14 protein-coding genes are annotated in these 16,378 nt (G+C 46.6%); 7 read left to right on the top strand and 7 right to left on the bottom strand.

The window, feature by feature from the left end; translation table 11 throughout:
- Positions 1 to 120: 120 nt before the first annotated feature.
- The 3 genes from hemG to R7E00_RS15535 are packed head-to-tail and all read right to left on the bottom strand — an operon-like array spanning position 121 to position 2,785.
- On the bottom strand, positions 121 to 648 hold the full coding sequence (gene hemG, locus R7E00_RS15545) for a menaquinone-dependent protoporphyrinogen IX dehydrogenase (RefSeq protein WP_005378894.1): 528 nt from the start codon (positions 646 to 648) through the stop codon (positions 121 to 123).
- 9 nt (positions 649 to 657) lie between these two features.
- Positions 658 to 2,115: a TrkH family potassium uptake protein gene (locus R7E00_RS15540; RefSeq protein WP_005378893.1), complete on the bottom strand. Its 1,458-nt coding sequence runs from the start codon at positions 2,113 to 2,115 to the stop codon at positions 658 to 660.
- A 46-nt stretch (positions 2,116 to 2,161) separates the two neighbouring features.
- Positions 2,162 to 2,785, bottom strand: a complete 624-nt coding sequence (locus R7E00_RS15535) for a YigZ family protein (RefSeq protein ID WP_005378891.1) — start codon at positions 2,783 to 2,785, stop codon at positions 2,162 to 2,164.
- Positions 2,786 to 3,046: 261 nt separating this feature from the next.
- Here R7E00_RS15535 and fadB point away from each other — a divergent pair, with 261 nt between their 5' ends.
- The 3 genes from fadB to R7E00_RS15520 all read left to right on the top strand — a co-directional run bounded on the left by fadB (position 3,047) and on the right by R7E00_RS15520 (position 7,639).
- On the top strand, positions 3,047 to 5,218 hold the full coding sequence (fadB, locus tag R7E00_RS15530; RefSeq protein ID WP_054579435.1) for a fatty acid oxidation complex subunit alpha FadB: 2,172 nt from the start codon (positions 3,047 to 3,049) through the stop codon (positions 5,216 to 5,218).
- Positions 5,219 to 5,232: 14 nt separating this feature from the next.
- Positions 5,233 to 6,408, top strand: coding sequence for an acetyl-CoA C-acyltransferase FadA (gene fadA, locus R7E00_RS15525; protein ID WP_006743176.1), 1,176 nt, complete (start codon positions 5,233 to 5,235; stop codon positions 6,406 to 6,408).
- 250 nt (positions 6,409 to 6,658) lie between these two features.
- A complete protein-coding gene (locus R7E00_RS15520; protein ID WP_262606375.1) occupies positions 6,659 to 7,639 on the top strand; it encodes an MDR family oxidoreductase in 981 nt (326 codons plus the stop codon).
- 52 nt (positions 7,640 to 7,691) lie between these two features.
- Here the strand turns inward: R7E00_RS15520 and R7E00_RS15515 are convergent, their stop codons facing one another.
- Together R7E00_RS15515 and R7E00_RS15510 are read right to left on the bottom strand one after the other, a co-directional pair.
- Positions 7,692 to 8,636 (bottom strand): LysR family transcriptional regulator, encoded by a 945-nt coding sequence (locus R7E00_RS15515; RefSeq protein ID WP_005378881.1) that lies wholly within the window; start codon positions 8,634 to 8,636, stop codon positions 7,692 to 7,694.
- A gap of 167 nt (positions 8,637 to 8,803) precedes the next feature.
- Positions 8,804 to 8,986 (bottom strand): hypothetical protein, encoded by a 183-nt coding sequence (locus R7E00_RS15510; RefSeq protein ID WP_005378880.1) that lies wholly within the window; start codon positions 8,984 to 8,986, stop codon positions 8,804 to 8,806.
- A gap of 133 nt (positions 8,987 to 9,119) precedes the next feature.
- Between R7E00_RS15510 and tusA the strand changes: the two genes are divergently transcribed.
- Positions 9,120 to 9,368 carry a sulfurtransferase TusA gene (gene tusA, locus R7E00_RS15505; protein ID WP_005378879.1) on the top strand — a complete coding sequence of 83 codons (249 nt, stop codon included), beginning with the start codon at positions 9,120 to 9,122 and terminating at the stop codon, positions 9,366 to 9,368.
- A 44-nt stretch (positions 9,369 to 9,412) separates the two neighbouring features.
- Here the strand turns inward: tusA and R7E00_RS15500 are convergent, their stop codons facing one another.
- Positions 9,413 to 9,673, bottom strand: a complete 261-nt coding sequence (locus tag R7E00_RS15500; protein ID WP_005378878.1) for a hypothetical protein — start codon at positions 9,671 to 9,673, stop codon at positions 9,413 to 9,415.
- Positions 9,674 to 9,833: 160 nt separating this feature from the next.
- Entirely contained in the window at positions 9,834 to 10,388 is a 555-nt protein-coding gene (locus tag R7E00_RS15495; RefSeq protein WP_005378877.1) for a TMEM165/GDT1 family protein, read from the bottom strand.
- A 484-nt stretch (positions 10,389 to 10,872) separates the two neighbouring features.
- On the opposite strand from R7E00_RS15495, the gene glyQ reads away from it, so the two are divergent.
- The 3 genes from glyQ to R7E00_RS15480 all read left to right on the top strand — a co-directional run bounded on the left by glyQ (position 10,873) and on the right by R7E00_RS15480 (position 16,172).
- A complete protein-coding gene (glyQ, locus tag R7E00_RS15490) occupies positions 10,873 to 11,790 on the top strand; it encodes a glycine--tRNA ligase subunit alpha (RefSeq protein WP_005383818.1) in 918 nt (305 codons plus the stop codon).
- 13 nt (positions 11,791 to 11,803) lie between these two features.
- A complete protein-coding gene (gene glyS / locus R7E00_RS15485; protein ID WP_171345100.1) occupies positions 11,804 to 13,870 on the top strand; it encodes a glycine--tRNA ligase subunit beta in 2,067 nt (688 codons plus the stop codon).
- A 217-nt stretch (positions 13,871 to 14,087) separates the two neighbouring features.
- Positions 14,088 to 16,172, top strand: coding sequence for an alpha-amylase (locus R7E00_RS15480; protein ID WP_053350667.1), 2,085 nt, complete (start codon positions 14,088 to 14,090; stop codon positions 16,170 to 16,172).
- The last annotated feature ends 206 nt before the right edge of the window (positions 16,173 to 16,378 follow it).

Raw genomic sequence — 16,378 nt, 5'->3', positions numbered from 1 at the left:
TCAGCGAGGTGGCATTATAGAGATTGCGATCACATTGGCAAGCCCTTTTTCTCGTTTTTTTTGATTTTTTTATCGTTCGGATAAATTTGCATCAAAAGCGGTCAAAAGAGCACGTTATTTCTACAGTTCTCTAAATTTATCTGCGAAAAGAGCCACTTTTTCCCAATTGGTGTACTCCACCTCTTTGGTCGTATCGGTTTCGCCACCCGTCATCGACATAATGAACCTAATCATAGTTCTGTCGAACCAGCTATAACGTGGGTAATAAAGTGCACCAGCAAAAACACCGATTAGCGTTGGTTTCCAAGGCGACTTAATTAGGAACTTGCGAATGTAGGCACTACCTTCAGGTGTATCCTTTCCTTGGTCCTCTTTACGAGCGGTTAGGTTTACGCAGAAAAATGCCACTTTATTTTGCTCCAATTGATTGAGGTTTCGCTCAATAAACTGGTATAGCTTTTTATTAAGATGGCCATAGCGAATAGAGGCGCCTATCAATACTCTGTCGTATTGGCTGAAGTCAATCGTCTCGACATTATGTAAATCCACCAGCTCACAATCGAAATCTGGAAGTTGTTCATCTATATAGTGGAGAATTTTTTTAGTCTGCCCTTCGCGGGAAGAGTATAGAAATAATGCTTTTGCCACGATTTCCCCTTAGCTACGCCAAAACGTCGGCGTAAGTAGAATAAGTAAGGTAAAGATTTCCAAACGACCAAACAGCATAGAAACTATTAATACCCATTTTGCTTTGTCGTTAACATCACCAAAGTGAAGCGCCACTTCTCCCAAGCCAGGACCGAGGTTGTTCAGAGTCGCAGCCACCGCCGAGAACGCACTGAGCTCATCCATTCCTGTTGCAATCAACCCCAACATACAAACCACAAATACCAATGCGTATGCGGAGAAGAAACCCCAAACCGCATCGACAACACGTTGCGGTAGGGCACTGCCACCTACTTTGATGGTGTAAACCGCGCGTGGATGGACTAAACGTTTTAGTTCACGCGCACCTTGTAAGGTAAGAAGCAGGATACGGATCACTTTCATGCCGCCGCCTGTTGAACCAGCACAACCACCTATAAAGGAAGAGAACAATAACAGCACAGGTAAGAAGAGCGGCCAATCCGCAAAACCTGTTGTCGTAAAGCCCGCTGTTGTGGATATTGATACGGTTTGGAACAGAGCCTGATCGAAAGCATCGTATGTCGATGTGTAAGAGTGATGTTTCAGTAATAATAGAAAGCAAATGATAAATAGCAGCACTTGAATAAACAAGAAGGCGCGAAACTCAGGATCTTTCCAGTAATACTTGGGATGTACGCCACCTGATGCAAATGCAGCAAAGTGCAGTGTGTAATTACATGCAGATATAAGCAGAAAAACCACAGTAATCAGGTTAATCGCGTAACTATCAAAATATCCGATGCTGGCATCGTGGGTAGAGAAGCCGCCAATAGCAATGGTGGAAAAGCTGTGACTGATGGCGTCAAATGGCGTCATACCAGCTAACCAAAAAGCCGAAGCACAGGCGATAGTCAGGCTCAAATAGATGTACCAAAGCGCCTTAGCAGTTTCTGCTATACGCGGCGTCACTTTAGTATCCTTGACTGGACCTGGGATCTCGGCGCGGTAAAGCTGCATACCACCGATGCCAAGTACTGGCAAAATCGCCACCGCTAATACGATGATTCCCATACCGCCGAACCACTGCAGTAACTGTCGATAGAATAGAATCGCTTTAGGTAACTCATCCAAACCAACAATAACGGTCGCCCCGGTCGTCGTGAGAGCAGAAAACGATTCAAAAAACGCATCTGTCACTGAGACGTTCGGGTTGTCAGCAATGAGAAAGGGGATCGAGCCTGCACTGCCAAGTACTGTCCAGAATAAGACGACAATAAGAAAGCCATCTCGAGCTTTAAGCTCGTGCTTATACCTGCGGTTTGGGTACCAACAAACGGCCCCACAAAACAGCAGAACAAAAAATGTCGTGACAAAAGGCACACCAGCACCATCTCGATAGATCAGCGCAACGAGTGCTGGCGCAAGCATAGTGACACTAAAGAGTGCGAGCAGTAGCCCGACGATTCGAATAATTGAACGAAATTGCATGGATAAATTGACTAGCGAAGCTGTCCCTGTTGCTTCCTGTTTTTCATTATTGTCCGTCTAGCGGAGTGACAATTGCCTTTGCCCCGCTTTTATTGATGATTGCTTGGGTAAACGCGCTCACTTCTCGAAGCTCAATTTCCACCACTAATACGACCTGATCGCTGTATTCAGCCTCGACTTCTATCGCACCAAATTGCGGCATGATTGATTGTGCGATCGGCATAAACCCATAGTCTAACGTTAGTCTGAGCTTTGTGGTTATTTTTTTCTCAATAGTTTGAAGCAGCTTGAGCGCTTGTTGAACCCCACCCCCATACGCTTTAACCAAGCCGCCTGTACCTAACTTGATTCCACCAGAGTATCGCGTGACCACAGCCGTGATCTCCCCCACCCCAGATCCAGACAGCTGCGCCAGGATTGGTTTGCCTGCTGTTCCGGACGGCTCCCCATCATCACTAAAGCCCCATTTCATTGAATCTTCCGGGCGACCAGCAACAAAGCCCCAACAGTTATGTCTAGCATCAGCGTGTTTAGCTTTGATTTGATCAACAAATGCTTTTGCAGCTTCGATACTTGGCGTGTGCGCTAAATAAGTAATGAATACGCTCTTTTTAATTTCTTCTTCAAATTGAGCGGGCTCTGCTGGAATCAGATAAGGCTTGTCATTCATAGGATTATGGATTCAGGTCTATTTGCCTGAAGTCTATCACGAGTGTGATTTACCCGTCGCATAAGATCTGCCACAGCGCACAATGTTAAACACTTGTTTAAAAAATGTATTGAAATTAGACAATCCACGATCCAAACTAACTTTACTGGTCAAACCAGAACAAAAATAAAACGACTTCCTCGATACCTATTTGCCGAGGTACACGGCGTCGTTGAAATAGGTATACAGACAATCCACGATTGTATGTCATGGAGATAGACAATGATTTACCAAGCCGAAACCCTACAGGTAAAGGAAATACAAGATGGTATTGCAGAGCTAAGCTTCTGCTCTCCAAAATCCGTCAACAAACTCGACCTAGCGACATTGGAATCGCTAGATAAAGCTCTTGATGCGCTCATTGCCCATCAAGGCCTCAAGGGGTTGTTGCTCACTTCAGATAAAGACGCATTCATTGTAGGCGCAGACATTACCGAGTTTTTAGGTCTGTTTGCTAAAACGGATGCCGAGCTCGACCAATGGCTGCAATTTGCTAATAGCATCTTTAACAAATTAGAAGACTTACCCGTTCCGACCATCTCAGTGATCAAAGGCCACGCTCTTGGTGGCGGTTGTGAATGTGTGCTAGCAACAGACATGCGTATTGGTGACAAAACCACCAGCATCGGCCTACCAGAAACGAAACTGGGAATCATGCCAGGCTTTGGTGGTTGTGTACGCTTACCTCGCGTTATTGGCGCAGACAGCGCAATGGAAATCATCACCCAAGGTAAAGCATGCCGAGCTGATGAAGCATTGAAAATTGGCTTACTCGATGCAGTTGTAGAGACTGATGCTTTATACGAATCAGCACTACAAACTCTTAACTCTGCAATTAACGAGAAACTTGACTGGCAAGCACGCCGAGCACAGAAAACATCTCCGCTAACGCTGAGTAAGCTTGAATCAATGATGAGCTTCACCATGGCGAAGGGTCTGGTGGCACAAAAAGCAGGTCCTCACTACCCTGCCCCAATGACAGCCGTTATCACGATTGAAGAAGGTGCTCGCTTTGCACGTAATGAAGCGTTAGACATTGAACGTAAGCACTTCGTGAAATTGGCTAAATCGGAAGAAGCAAAATCACTCGTTGGCCTCTTCCTTAATGATCAATACATCAAAGGCATTGCGAAAAAAGCAGCGAAGTCAGCAAGTAAAGACACGCAACGTGCAGCCGTATTAGGTGCAGGTATCATGGGTGGCGGCATTGCTTACCAATCAGCGCTAAAAGGTGTGCCAGTCTTGATGAAAGACATCGCACAAGCGTCGCTCGACCTAGGCATGACTGAAGCATCTAAGCTGCTGAATAAACGCTTATCTCGCGGTCGCATTGATGGCTTTAAGATGGCGGGTATTTTAGCATCAATCACACCGAGCTTACATTACGCAGGTATTGAAAACTCTGATGTGATTGTTGAAGCTGTCGTTGAAAACCCGAAAGTAAAAGCAGCAGTTTTGAGTGAAGTTGAGTCCCATGTCGGTGACGACACCGTTATCACCTCAAACACCTCGACGATTCCTATCAACCTATTGGCAAAATCACTAAAACGCCCAGAAAACTTCTGTGGTATGCACTTCTTCAACCCAGTGCATCGTATGCCTCTTGTTGAGATCATCCGTGGTGAGCACACCTCTGATGAAACCATCAATCGTGTTGTGGCGTATGCTGCGAAAATGGGCAAATCACCAATTGTCGTTAATGACTGCCCAGGGTTCTTCGTTAACCGCGTATTGTTCCCATACTTTGGCGGCTTCAGCATGCTACTTCGTGATGGTGCTGACTTTACGAAAATCGACAAAGTCATGGAGCGTAAGTTTGGCTGGCCGATGGGACCGGCGTACTTGCTTGACGTAGTCGGCATTGATACCGCGCACCACGCACAAGCTGTGATGGCTGACGGTTTCCCTGAGCGTATGGGTAAACAAGGTCGTGATGCGATTGATGCACTGTTCGAAGCAGACAAATATGGTCAGAAAAATGGTAATGGCTTCTACAGCTACACCATAGATAAAAAAGGTAAGCCGAAGAAAACCTTCTCCGAAGCGATCTTACCGGTACTTGCTGACGTTTGTGCCGATAAGCAGGACTTTGACGATCAGACCATCATTCAACGTATGATGATTCCAATGATCAACGAAGTGGTGCTGTGCCTACAAGAAGGCATCATTGCCACTCCACAAGAAGCGGATATGGCACTGGTTTATGGTCTTGGTTTCCCTCCATTCCGCGGTGGCGTATTCCGCTATCTAGACAGCGTGGGTATTGCTGAATACGTTGAAATGGCAAAACAACACGCCGAGCTAGGTGCGATGTACCAAGTACCGCAAATGCTGATTGATATGGCGGCGAAAGGTGAAAGCTTTTACGGTGCACAACAGCAAGGTTCTATCTAAGGAGGGATTCTAAAATGACTAATCAAACAAGAAATGTTGTCGTAGTCGATTGTCTACGTACTCCAATGGGTCGCTCTAAAGGTGGTGCTTTCCGTCATACACGAGCAGAAGATCTATCTGCGCGCCTAATGAAAGGCATTCTTGCGCGTAACCCACAAGTGAACCCAAGCGAGATTGAAGACATCTACTGGGGCTGTGTACAGCAAACACTAGAGCAAGGCTTTAACGTTGCACGTAATGCGGCGCTGCTTGCTGGTCTGCCGATTGAAATTGGCGCCGTGACGGTGAACCGCTTGTGTGGCTCATCAATGCAAGCGCTTCACGACGGTACACGTGCCATCATGACTGGCGATGCTGAAATCTGCCTAATTGGTGGTGTTGAGCACATGGGGCATGTGCCAATGAACCACGGTGTAGACTTTCACCCAGGTATGTCAAAGAACGTAGCAAAAGCTGCGGGCATGATGGGCTTAACGGCTGAAATGCTTGGTAAATTACATGGTATTAGCCGTGAGCAACAAGACGAGTTTGCCGCTCGCTCTCACGCTCGTGCGCACGCAGCAACCGTAGAGGGTCGTTTTAAAAACGAAATTCTACCAATTGAAGGCCACGCAGCAGACGGCACACTGTTCACTCTGGATTACGACGAAGTGATTCGCCCTGAAACATCCGTTGAAGGTCTATCTCAACTTCGCCCAGTGTTCGACCCAGCAAACGGTACAGTAACAGCCGGTACATCATCGGCTCTGTCCGATGGTGCATCAGCGATGTTGATCATGAGTGAAGAGAAAGCCAATGAGCTTGGCTTGAAGATTCGTGCACGCATTAAAGGTATGGCCATTGCGGGCTGCGATCCTTCTATCATGGGTTACGGTCCTGTACCTGCGACGAAAAAAGCGCTCAAGCGTGCCGGTCTTTCAATTGAAGACATGGATGTGGTTGAGCTAAACGAAGCATTTGCCGCGCAGTCTCTGCCGTGTGCTAAAGACTTAGGCCTGCTTGATGTTATGGATGAGAAGGTCAACCTTAACGGTGGTGCGATAGCATTGGGTCATCCACTCGGCTGTTCTGGTTCACGTATCTCAACAACGTTGATCAACCTAATGGAAGCGAAAGACGCGAAATACGGTCTGGCCACCATGTGTATCGGTTTGGGTCAGGGCATTGCGACAGTATTTGAACGACCATAACAGTTCAAGACGTTGTTGTAGTGATCGAGCCAACAATCATAAGCAAATGAACTAGTACTAAAATTTTTAGTATTACACTTAAGGGCGACAATTGATGTCGCCCTTTGTTTTACATCAAACATGCATGAAGAGCATACATTAAATGCTCAAGTTTCATTTTATTCATAGACAAAGAAGACATACACTTAGACCAGTTGATATCTTGCTGCATGTGACCCAGAGTCATGCTACCGCACAATCGGAGAACCTTATGTTTAATGCTCTAGTTCTAAATCAAGAAGACAAACGTACTATCGCTAACATCGAGCAAATCGATGAAACACAACTGCCTGAAGGCGACGTTCTGATTGACGTTGATTACTCATCGTTAAACTACAAAGACGGTCTTGCGATCACAGGTAAAGGTAAAATCATCCGTAACTTCCCGATGGTGCCAGGTATTGACCTAGCAGGTACGGTAGTAAGCTCAGAAGACGACCGCTACCAAGCTGGTGACAAAGTTGTCCTTACTGGCTGGGGCGTGGGTGAAAACCACTGGGGTGGTATGTCTCAGCGTTCTCGTCTAAAAGCAGATTGGCTAGTACCACTACCAAAAGGTCTAGACAGCAAGAAAGCAATGATGGTTGGTACTGCTGGTTTCACAGGCATGCTATGTGTTCAAGCACTGCTTGATGCAGGCATCAAACCTGAAAATGGTGAAATCCTTGTAACTGGCGCAAGTGGCGGTGTAGGCTCAGTCGCAGTAACGCTTCTAGCACAGCTTGGCTACAAAGTTGCTGCAGTGACAGGTCGTGTAGAAAAAAATGGCCCGCTACTTGAAAAACTAGGTGCTAGCCGCATCATCGACCGTACTGAATTTGAAGAACCAGCACGTCCACTTGAAAAGCAAGTATGGGCAGGTGCGGTTGATACTGTAGGCAGCAAAGTACTGGCTAAAGTATTGGCGCAAATGGATTACAACAGTGCAGTTGCAGCTTGTGGTCTTGCAGGTGGTTTTGATCTACCAACCACAGTGATGCCGTTCATCCTACGTAATGTTCGCCTACAAGGTGTGGACTCAGTAATGTGCCCAACAGAGAAACGTATCGCAGCATGGGAAAAGCTGGTCGAGCTACTACCAGACAGCTACTTCGAGCAAGCGTGTACTGAAGTTGCTCTTGCTGAAGCACCGAAATATGCAGAAGACATCACCAACGGTCAAGTAACGGGTCGTGTGGTTATCAAGCTATAAACACTGACTCAGTGTAAACAGACGAAGAGCCGGCATTGCTGGCTCTTTTTTGTTAGCAGTTCAGTCCCATATCTTCGATACGTTTAGCTATCAGACGGCTACACTCTTCACGCACAATCGTTCTTAACCATTCTTGAGCGGGAGAATGCTCGCAACGCGCATGCCAAATCATCGAGTATTCAAACGGCGTGAATTGGAATGGTAACGGTTTCACCACCAAGTCATAACGCTCGGCAACCAGATACGCCAAGTCCGCTGGCACTGTGATGATAATTGGCAAGGTATCCATGATCGCCAATGCGGCTTCTAAATGATAAGCCCGCAGAACCATTTTACGCTTAGGTTTCTCCATCAAAGCTTGTTCGATCAGTGCCTTAACACCATCACTGATGGCGATCATGGCATGTGGATGACTCAGATAATCATCCAAGCTCATTTCTTTATCCGCTAATGGATGCTGTTTTGAAAGCATACACAGCACCCCCACTCGCCCCAACACTTCACTGCGTAGAGGCTCCACCGGACCTGTCGGGCGACAAATCGCTAAGTCTGCACCTTCATAAGTGAGCTGATCTGATAAACGGTCGTGTTGCAGTGGTAAGAAGTTGAAAGACACGTTTGGTGCTTCTTGGTAAATTCTCGGCAAAGCGAACGGTAAGATCGTTTGCATGGCATAATCGGTGGTCACGATGTTGAAAGTCTGTACGCATTGCAATGGGTCAAACTCAACCGGAGATAACAACTGACGTAAAGACTCTAATGGTTCGCCCAATGAGCGATCGATCTCTAACGCTTTCTGAGTTGGGATCAAATGCTGTCCCTGACGAGTAAACAGCGGATCTCCCAATAAGTCACGCAGACGACCAAGCACGCGACTCATTGCCGATTGACTCAGGTTCAGACGTGTTGCCGCCTTACTGACACTGTTTTCTTCTATCAGTACTCGCAACGCAACCAGTAAATTTAAATCTCGGCGATAGATGTCTTCCAGTTCCACGAATTAGCCACTTATTTTGTATGTGTTTGGGTAAATTGTACTCTTTAGGCAAAAAAAATCCCGCCTTTCAGCGGGGAAGCCCAAGAAAAATGGGGATAGTGTCGGAATGAAGTGTCGGTAAAAATAGGTGAGCGTTATTAAAAGCATTCTGATCCAAGCAAGAAGCGCTAATTTTCTTGCTCAGATGCGCCAGACCATCTGCGCATCTCGATCCAAATCCCAATAATAGTGGCAACCATGCCTACAAGAGGCGTCAAAGAGGTGTCAGCTGGCGTCCTGAGTACCAATGCACAAAACGAGATAAAACACAGCACTGAGTAAATCGTAAGTCTGTCTAACGCTGTTAACATTGCCTCTCCTTTGCCAGTTGTTACCAAATTGTTAATTCAAGGTAAAACAAAAAATTCGGTTTGCCAAGTGGTTATTGAATATTTTTTCAACGAAAGTAAAATTCAACGCTCAGTTAGTTACGAGAATCACACTATGAGCTTTAATCCTGAACTGGCAAACAAGACATTAGAGGCGGAAGGACTGCGCTGCCCAGAGCCAGTGATGATGGTCAGGAAGACAATTCGCAACATGCAAGATGGTGAGATTTTGCTGGTCAAAGCAGACGATCCATCCACGACTCGAGACATTCCGAGTTTCTGCCGCTTTATGGACCACCAATTAGTTGCGGCACAAACGGAGCAAGTTCCGTATCAGTACCTGATCAAGAAAGGATTGGAATAATCTGGTCGAACTAAAAACGGCAGCCAATATTGGCTGCCGTTTGTTTATTCGTCGTATTCAAGTGTGCGAACTTCTGATTGGAGCTTGTTAAGTTGTTTCTTCATTGCCCGCATCTCTTCATGCATAGGAATGATGTGAGCGACACGAATCCACGCTTCTACTGTCAATCCAGTAAGAACGAACGATCCTGCTACAATCGGTAACCACATATCAGTTAGCACCATCGCTAGTAAACACAGCGCTAAACCAAAAGTGAATAAATAACTCTGACTCTTCGGGGACATCCCCATGTAACGTGTAAGCATAAACTTGCCCTCTCGCTATCATTCACACCATTAAACTACCATGACAAGTATGACACTTATATGTCATCCGTCACGCAACGGAACGATTTTGAGTCAGAGTTTGAACTCGCGCAGCACGCCACTAATGATTGATAACTCACATCATTTCACGTGTAAAAAATCAGAACAGTGCAGCCCCTATTGCCAGAGCAATAAACAAAAATGCGGTGATTTTACGGATTAGTCCTAAAGGCATCTTGTCGGCCGACAATTTACCAATCAGGACCACAGGAACATTCGCCAGCAGCATACCGATTGTGGTACCGATAATCACCAAACTTAACGCATCCGCGTATTGCGCCCCTAAGATGGAAGTGGCGATCTGAGTTTTATCGCCTATCTCCGCAACGAAGAACGCGATAAAGCTGGCAATAAATGGGCCTCGATTAGAAATCTGCTCGTCATCATCCAGTTTGTCCGGGATCAGAACCCAAGCCGCCATCGCGACAAAACTGACCACCAGCACCCACTTTAAAATCTCAGGTGATAGATAGTCTGCGACAACCACACCTAACCATGCAGCCAAAGCGTGGTTGGCGATAGTTGCCAAAAAGATTGCTGCAATAATTGGGATTGGTTTTCGGTAACGACTTGCGAGTAATAGAGATAGCAATTGGGTCTTATCGCCAATTTCTGCTAACGCTACAGTAGTAATTGAAATAGCTAAAACGCTCACGACATGCTCATTGGGGCAGGGATTATTATTTTTAACCGAAGACAAACCTCACGCCCCTACCCCGGTTCGTGATGATTTGTCTAAGGTCTTGCTAAACTTGAAAGGCTTCAAGTCTCGAACGCCATGGTGATTTTGCACCAATTATGTTGACGGACGAACCAGATGAAACAGAAACTTCATCAGGTAAGCTACTCCCCAAAGACAGGCGCAATTCTAGCCACCTTTGTTGCGCTTCTCAAGAGCCAAAGCAGGCAAAAACTCCCTTTTAGGAAAAATACAGCAGATAACGCGGTAAAAATTCATTAAAGGAGAAAATCGCCCACGAATTAATCAAGATTAGCTCTACTCCCATGCTCAATATCTGGTTATACTAGATTGTTAATTTATTCAACCGTAATTACTCTTTATCGCCGTTGTTAGAGTTGAAAAACTCGGCATAGATGACGAATTAACGAGTAACAAGAGAATCGCGCGAACCTGACTTATGCAAAAATACGATATCAAAACCTTCCAGGGAATGATCCTCGCGCTGCAGGATTATTGGGCTCAAAATGGTTGTACCATTGTTCAACCGCTAGATATGGAAGTGGGTGCGGGTACCTCTCACCCAATGACCTGTCTACGAGCGCTTGGCCCAGAGCCAATGTCGACAGCTTACGTACAACCTTCACGTCGTCCTACTGATGGCCGTTACGGTGAAAACCCTAACCGTCTTCAGCACTACTACCAATTCCAAGTAGCGCTAAAACCATCGCCTGACAATATTCAAGAGTTGTACCTTGGCTCCCTTGAAGTTCTTGGTATTGACCCTCTTGTACACGACATCCGTTTCGTAGAAGACAACTGGGAAAACCCAACACTAGGCGCATGGGGTCTAGGCTGGGAAGTTTGGCTAAACGGCATGGAAGTGACTCAGTTTACTTACTTCCAGCAAGTTGGCGGTCTTGAGTGTAAGCCAGTAACTGGTGAGATCACTTACGGTATCGAACGTCTAGCAATGTACATCCAAGAAGTAGACTCTGTTTACGACCTAGTTTGGAACATCGCACCAGACGGCAGCAAAGTGACTTACGGTGACATCTTCCACCAAAATGAAGTAGAGCAATCGACTTACAACTTCGAGCACGCAGACGTTGAATTCCTATTTGGCTTCTTCGAACAGTGTGAAAAAGAGTGTAAAGAGCTACTTGAGCTTGAAAAGCCACTGCCACTACCTGCTTACGAGCGCATCCTAAAAGCCGGTCACGCATTCAACCTACTAGACGCACGTAAAGCGATCTCAGTAACTGAACGCCAACGTTACATCCTACGCATCCGCAACCTGACTAAAGCAGTTGCAGAAGCATACTACGCATCGCGTGAAGCTCTTGGCTTCCCAATGTGTAAGAAAGAACAAGCGTAAGGGGTAGAGTAACATGGCAAAAGAATTTCTAATCGAGCTAGGTACAGAAGAGCTACCACCAACGCAACTTCGCACTCTAGCTGAAGCATTCGCAGCAAACTTCGAAGCAGAACTAAAAGGCGCTGAGCTTGCTCACGAAGGCGTGAAATGGTTCGCGGCGCCTCGTCGTCTTGCACTTAAAGTCGCAGCACTAGCAGACAGCCAGTATGACAAAGTTGTTGAAAAACGTGGTCCTGCGGTTTCTGCAGCGTTTGACGCGGAAGGCAACCCAACAAAAGCGGCTCAAGGCTGGGCACGCGGTTGTGGCATCACGGTTGACCAAGCAGAGCGCATGGTTACAGACAAAGGCGAATGGCTACTGTTCAAACAAGAAGTGAAAGGTCAGCCAACGTCTGAGATCGTCGTTGAACTTGCAGCGAAAGCACTAGCAAACCTACCTATCGCAAAACCAATGCGCTGGGGTAACAAAACGACTCAATTTATCCGTCCAGTTAAGACGCTAACCATGCTAATGGGCAGCGACCTAATCGAAGGCGAGATCCTTGGTGTTGCTTCTGACCGCACTATCCGTGGTCACCGCTTCATGGGTGAGCAAGAGTTCGCTATCGATTCTGCTGAGCAATACCCTGCAATCCTAGAAGAGCGCGGTAAAGTAATGGCAGATTACGAAGCGCGTAAAGCAATCATCCTAGCTGACGCACAAAAAGCGGCAGCAGCGGTTGGCGGTATCGCTGACCTAGAAGATGACTTAGTAGAAGAAGTAACGTCTCTTGTTGAATGGCCAGTAGTACTAACAGCGAAGTTTGAAGAAGAGTTCCTAAAAGTGCCTTCTGAAGCGTTGGTTTACACCATGAAGGGTGACCAGAAGTACTTCCCTGTTTACGATGAAAACAAGAAGCTACTACCTAACTTCATCTTCGTATCGAACATCGAATCAAAAGAGCCTCGTTACGTAATCGAAGGTAACGAGAAAGTGGTTCGTCCTCGTCTTGCTGACGCAGAATTCTTCTTCAACACAGACCGTAAGCGTCCGCTTATCGACCGTCTGCCTGAACTAGAGCAAGCGATCTTCCAAAAGCAACTGGGTACGATCAAAGACAAAACAGACCGCATCACAGAGCTTGCTGGCTACATTGCTGAGCAAATCGGTGCTGACGTTGAGAAATCAAAGCGTGCTGGTCTACTAGCAAAATGTGACCTAATGACCTCAATGGTATTCGAATTCACGGATACTCAAGGTGTTATGGGTATGCACTACGCTCGCCACGACGGTGAAGCAGAAGAAGTTGCAGTAGCACTGAACGAGCAATACATGCCTCGTTTCGCAGGTGATGAACTGCCATCTAACGGTGTTTCAACTGCAGTTGCAATGGCAGACAAGCTAGACACTATCGTAGGTATCTTCGGTATTGGTCAAGCACCTAAAGGCAGCGACCCATTCGCACTACGCCGCGCATCTCTAGGTGTACTACGTATCATCGTTGAATACGGCTACAACCTAGATCTTGTTGACCTAGTAGCGAAAGCGAAGTCACTGTTTGGCGATCGCCTAACCAACGACAACGTTGAGCAAGACGTTATCGAGTTCATGCTTGGTCGTTTCCGTGCTTGGTACCAAGACGAAGGCTTCAGCGTAGACATCATTCAAGCGGTTCTAGCTCGTCGTCCGACGAAACCAGCAGACTTCGACCAACGAGTTAAAGCGGTTTCTCACTTCCGTGAACTAGAAGCAGCAGAGTCTCTAGCAGCAGCGAACAAACGTGTAGGTAATATCCTAGCGAAATTCGACGGCGAACTAGCAGCAGACATCGACCTAGCACTTCTACAAGAAGACGCAGAGAAAGCACTAGCAGAAAGCGTTGAAGTAATGACGGAAGCGCTAGAGCCAGCATTTGCTACAGGTAACTACCAAGAAGCCCTAAGCAAGCTAGCTGACCTACGTGAACCAGTTGATGCGTTCTTTGATAACGTAATGGTAATGGCAGACGACGAAGCACTTAAGAAGAACCGTCTGACACTACTGAACAACCTGCGTAACCTGTTCCTACAGATCGCAGACATTTCTTTGCTTCAAAAGTAATTCATTACTCTTCGAAGTGATTAAGAAATAAGTAAAAGGGAAGCAGATGCTTCCCTTTTTTGTTGCCTTCAAACCGATGAAGGTGACGCTTATTATTCATTTTGTGAACAAGACTAAAATTTGTAGGGTGAGACGCGTTTAACTTGTTGGTGTAGAGCTCGGATTGTAGAGGCACAGTTTTGCTATAACTGGACTGTTTATTCGGGGGAAGGACACAATGAAAAAAACAATTCTCGCACTCTCTATCGGTCTACTAAGTGCCTGCAGCCAGATTCCAGAAAATGCCATCGTACTAAGCGTTGGTGATGATACCGCTGTTTTTGAGGAAAACTCACAAGGCTTACTTGTCGCCGAGCAAAAACTCGAAAAAGGCAGTTATAGCTTTACCATTGCTGACAGCAAGCAAAGCTGTGGCAGTAGCTTTGCTCTAGCAGAAGAAGATCGCATCAAATTCAATCGTCCATTAAAAATGGATAACTGCGCCACTGATGCACAAATGCCGCTGCGCATCTTCAAAGCCAATACCTATCAATTTACGCTCAATCCAACCACCAATGAGCTGACGGTAAAAATCAAACCAAAACAGAGTCAGGACATCACCTACTCTTGCCCTGTCGCAACTGACGCGCCAAAAGCCATCAACGTTACTCAAACCTTTAATGATGGCACTGTGGTTCGTGACGCCTTAACCGGACAAGAAGCCACAGTCGCCAATGGCAGCGTCACCATGCAGCCGGGTCCTATGAGCCAAGGTCTATTGCTGCTAGAAGAAGTTGAACAGCAAGCCGACAAACCGTTCAGCTGGGATAACGCAACAGTGTACTTCGTCATGACTGACCGCTTCTACAATGGCAACCCTGACAACGACAACAGCTACGGTCGCAGTAAAGACGGAAAATATGAGATTGGTACCTTCCACGGTGGTGACTTAGCGGGTCTGACGAAAAAACTCGATTACATCGAATCACTTGGTGTGAATGCTATCTGGATAACCTCACCACTGGAACAAATCCACGGCTGGGTTGGCGGCGGCGATAAAGGCGACTTTAAGCACTACGGCTACCACGGCTACTACCATCAAGACTGGACCAAGCTTGATGCCAACATGGGTACCGAAGATGAACTCAGAACCTTCGTCGATACCGCCCACAAGAAAGGTATCCGCGTGATTTGGGATGTAGTCATGAACCACACAGGTTATGCGACATTAGCAGACATGCAGGAATTCGGCTTTGGTCAGCTTTACCTTGATGACCAAGAAGCCAAACAAGTCCTTGGTGAAAAATGGACCGACTGGCAGCCAAAATCAGGACAAAGCTGGCACAGCTTCAACGACTACATCAAATACGGTGATAGCGAAGCGTGGGATAAATGGTGGGGCAAAGACTGGATTCGCACCGACATTGGCGACTACGATGCTCCGGGCTACAACGACATCACCATGTCTTTGAACTACCTACCGGATCTCAAAACCGAATCGACTCAGAAAACCGGATTACCAAACTTCTTCCGCAATAAAGACACCAATGCGCAAGATGAGCTGCAAACCCCACGTGAACACCTGATTACCTGGTTATCCGATTGGGTACGTGACTACGGCATTGACGGCTTCCGTGTCGACACCGCAAAACACGTTGAAATGGAAGCGTGGGCAGAGCTGAAAGCCAGCACCACCCAAGCGCTTGCTCAATGGAAGCAAAACAACCCGGACAAAGCCTTGGATGACCTACCTTTCTGGATGACAGGTGAAGTGTGGGCACACAGCGTAGTGAAGAGCCCGTATTTCGATAACGGCTTCGATTCCATCATCAACTTCGAGTTCCAATCTGATGTAGCACCAAAAGCGCTGAAGTGTTTCGCTCAACTTGATAATGATTACCGCCGCTATGCAGAGCGCATCAATACCGATCCTGAGTTCAATGTGTTGAGCTACCTGTCTTCACACGATACACAACTGTTTTGGTCAGCTCGCAGCCGCAGCTTTGATGACCAAGCACGTGCGGCAAATGCTCTGATGCTGGCTCCGGGTGCAGTACAGATCTATTACGGTGATGAGATAGCTCGTGATTTTGGCATTACTGGTTCAGACGCCCACCAAGGCACACGCTCAGATATGCCATGGGATAAGATTCATGGCGAGCGTGAAGATCTGCTGCAACATTGGCAAAAATTGGGTGAATTCCGTAAACGCCACCCAGCGGTTGCTCAAGGTAAGCACATCACTCGCAATCAAGAAGGTTACTACGCGTTCGAACGCCAATACCAAGACGACAAGGTACTGATTGTTTACACCGGTGAGTAAATCACACTCTCTCCACCAGCAAGGGAAGCATAAGCTTCCCTTTTTTATTGTTCTTTTTGCCATTTAGTCTCGTCCCTCTGGTCTGATGACGCACTTTTTTCTTTTTCGGCTTAATTCACACTTTGCGTTAATTACACATTGAGGTAAGGTCAAGGATTACTCGATAAGCCGATAAAACATCGGCATAAACATACACAAAGCAATCA

This window comes from Vibrio sp. Vb1755, assembly GCF_033338635.1.
Lineage (GTDB): Bacteria > Pseudomonadota > Gammaproteobacteria > Enterobacterales > Vibrionaceae > Vibrio > Vibrio alginolyticus.
The sequence above is the reverse complement of the archived record's forward strand: the minus strand, read 5'-3'. Positions and strand labels throughout refer to the sequence as shown.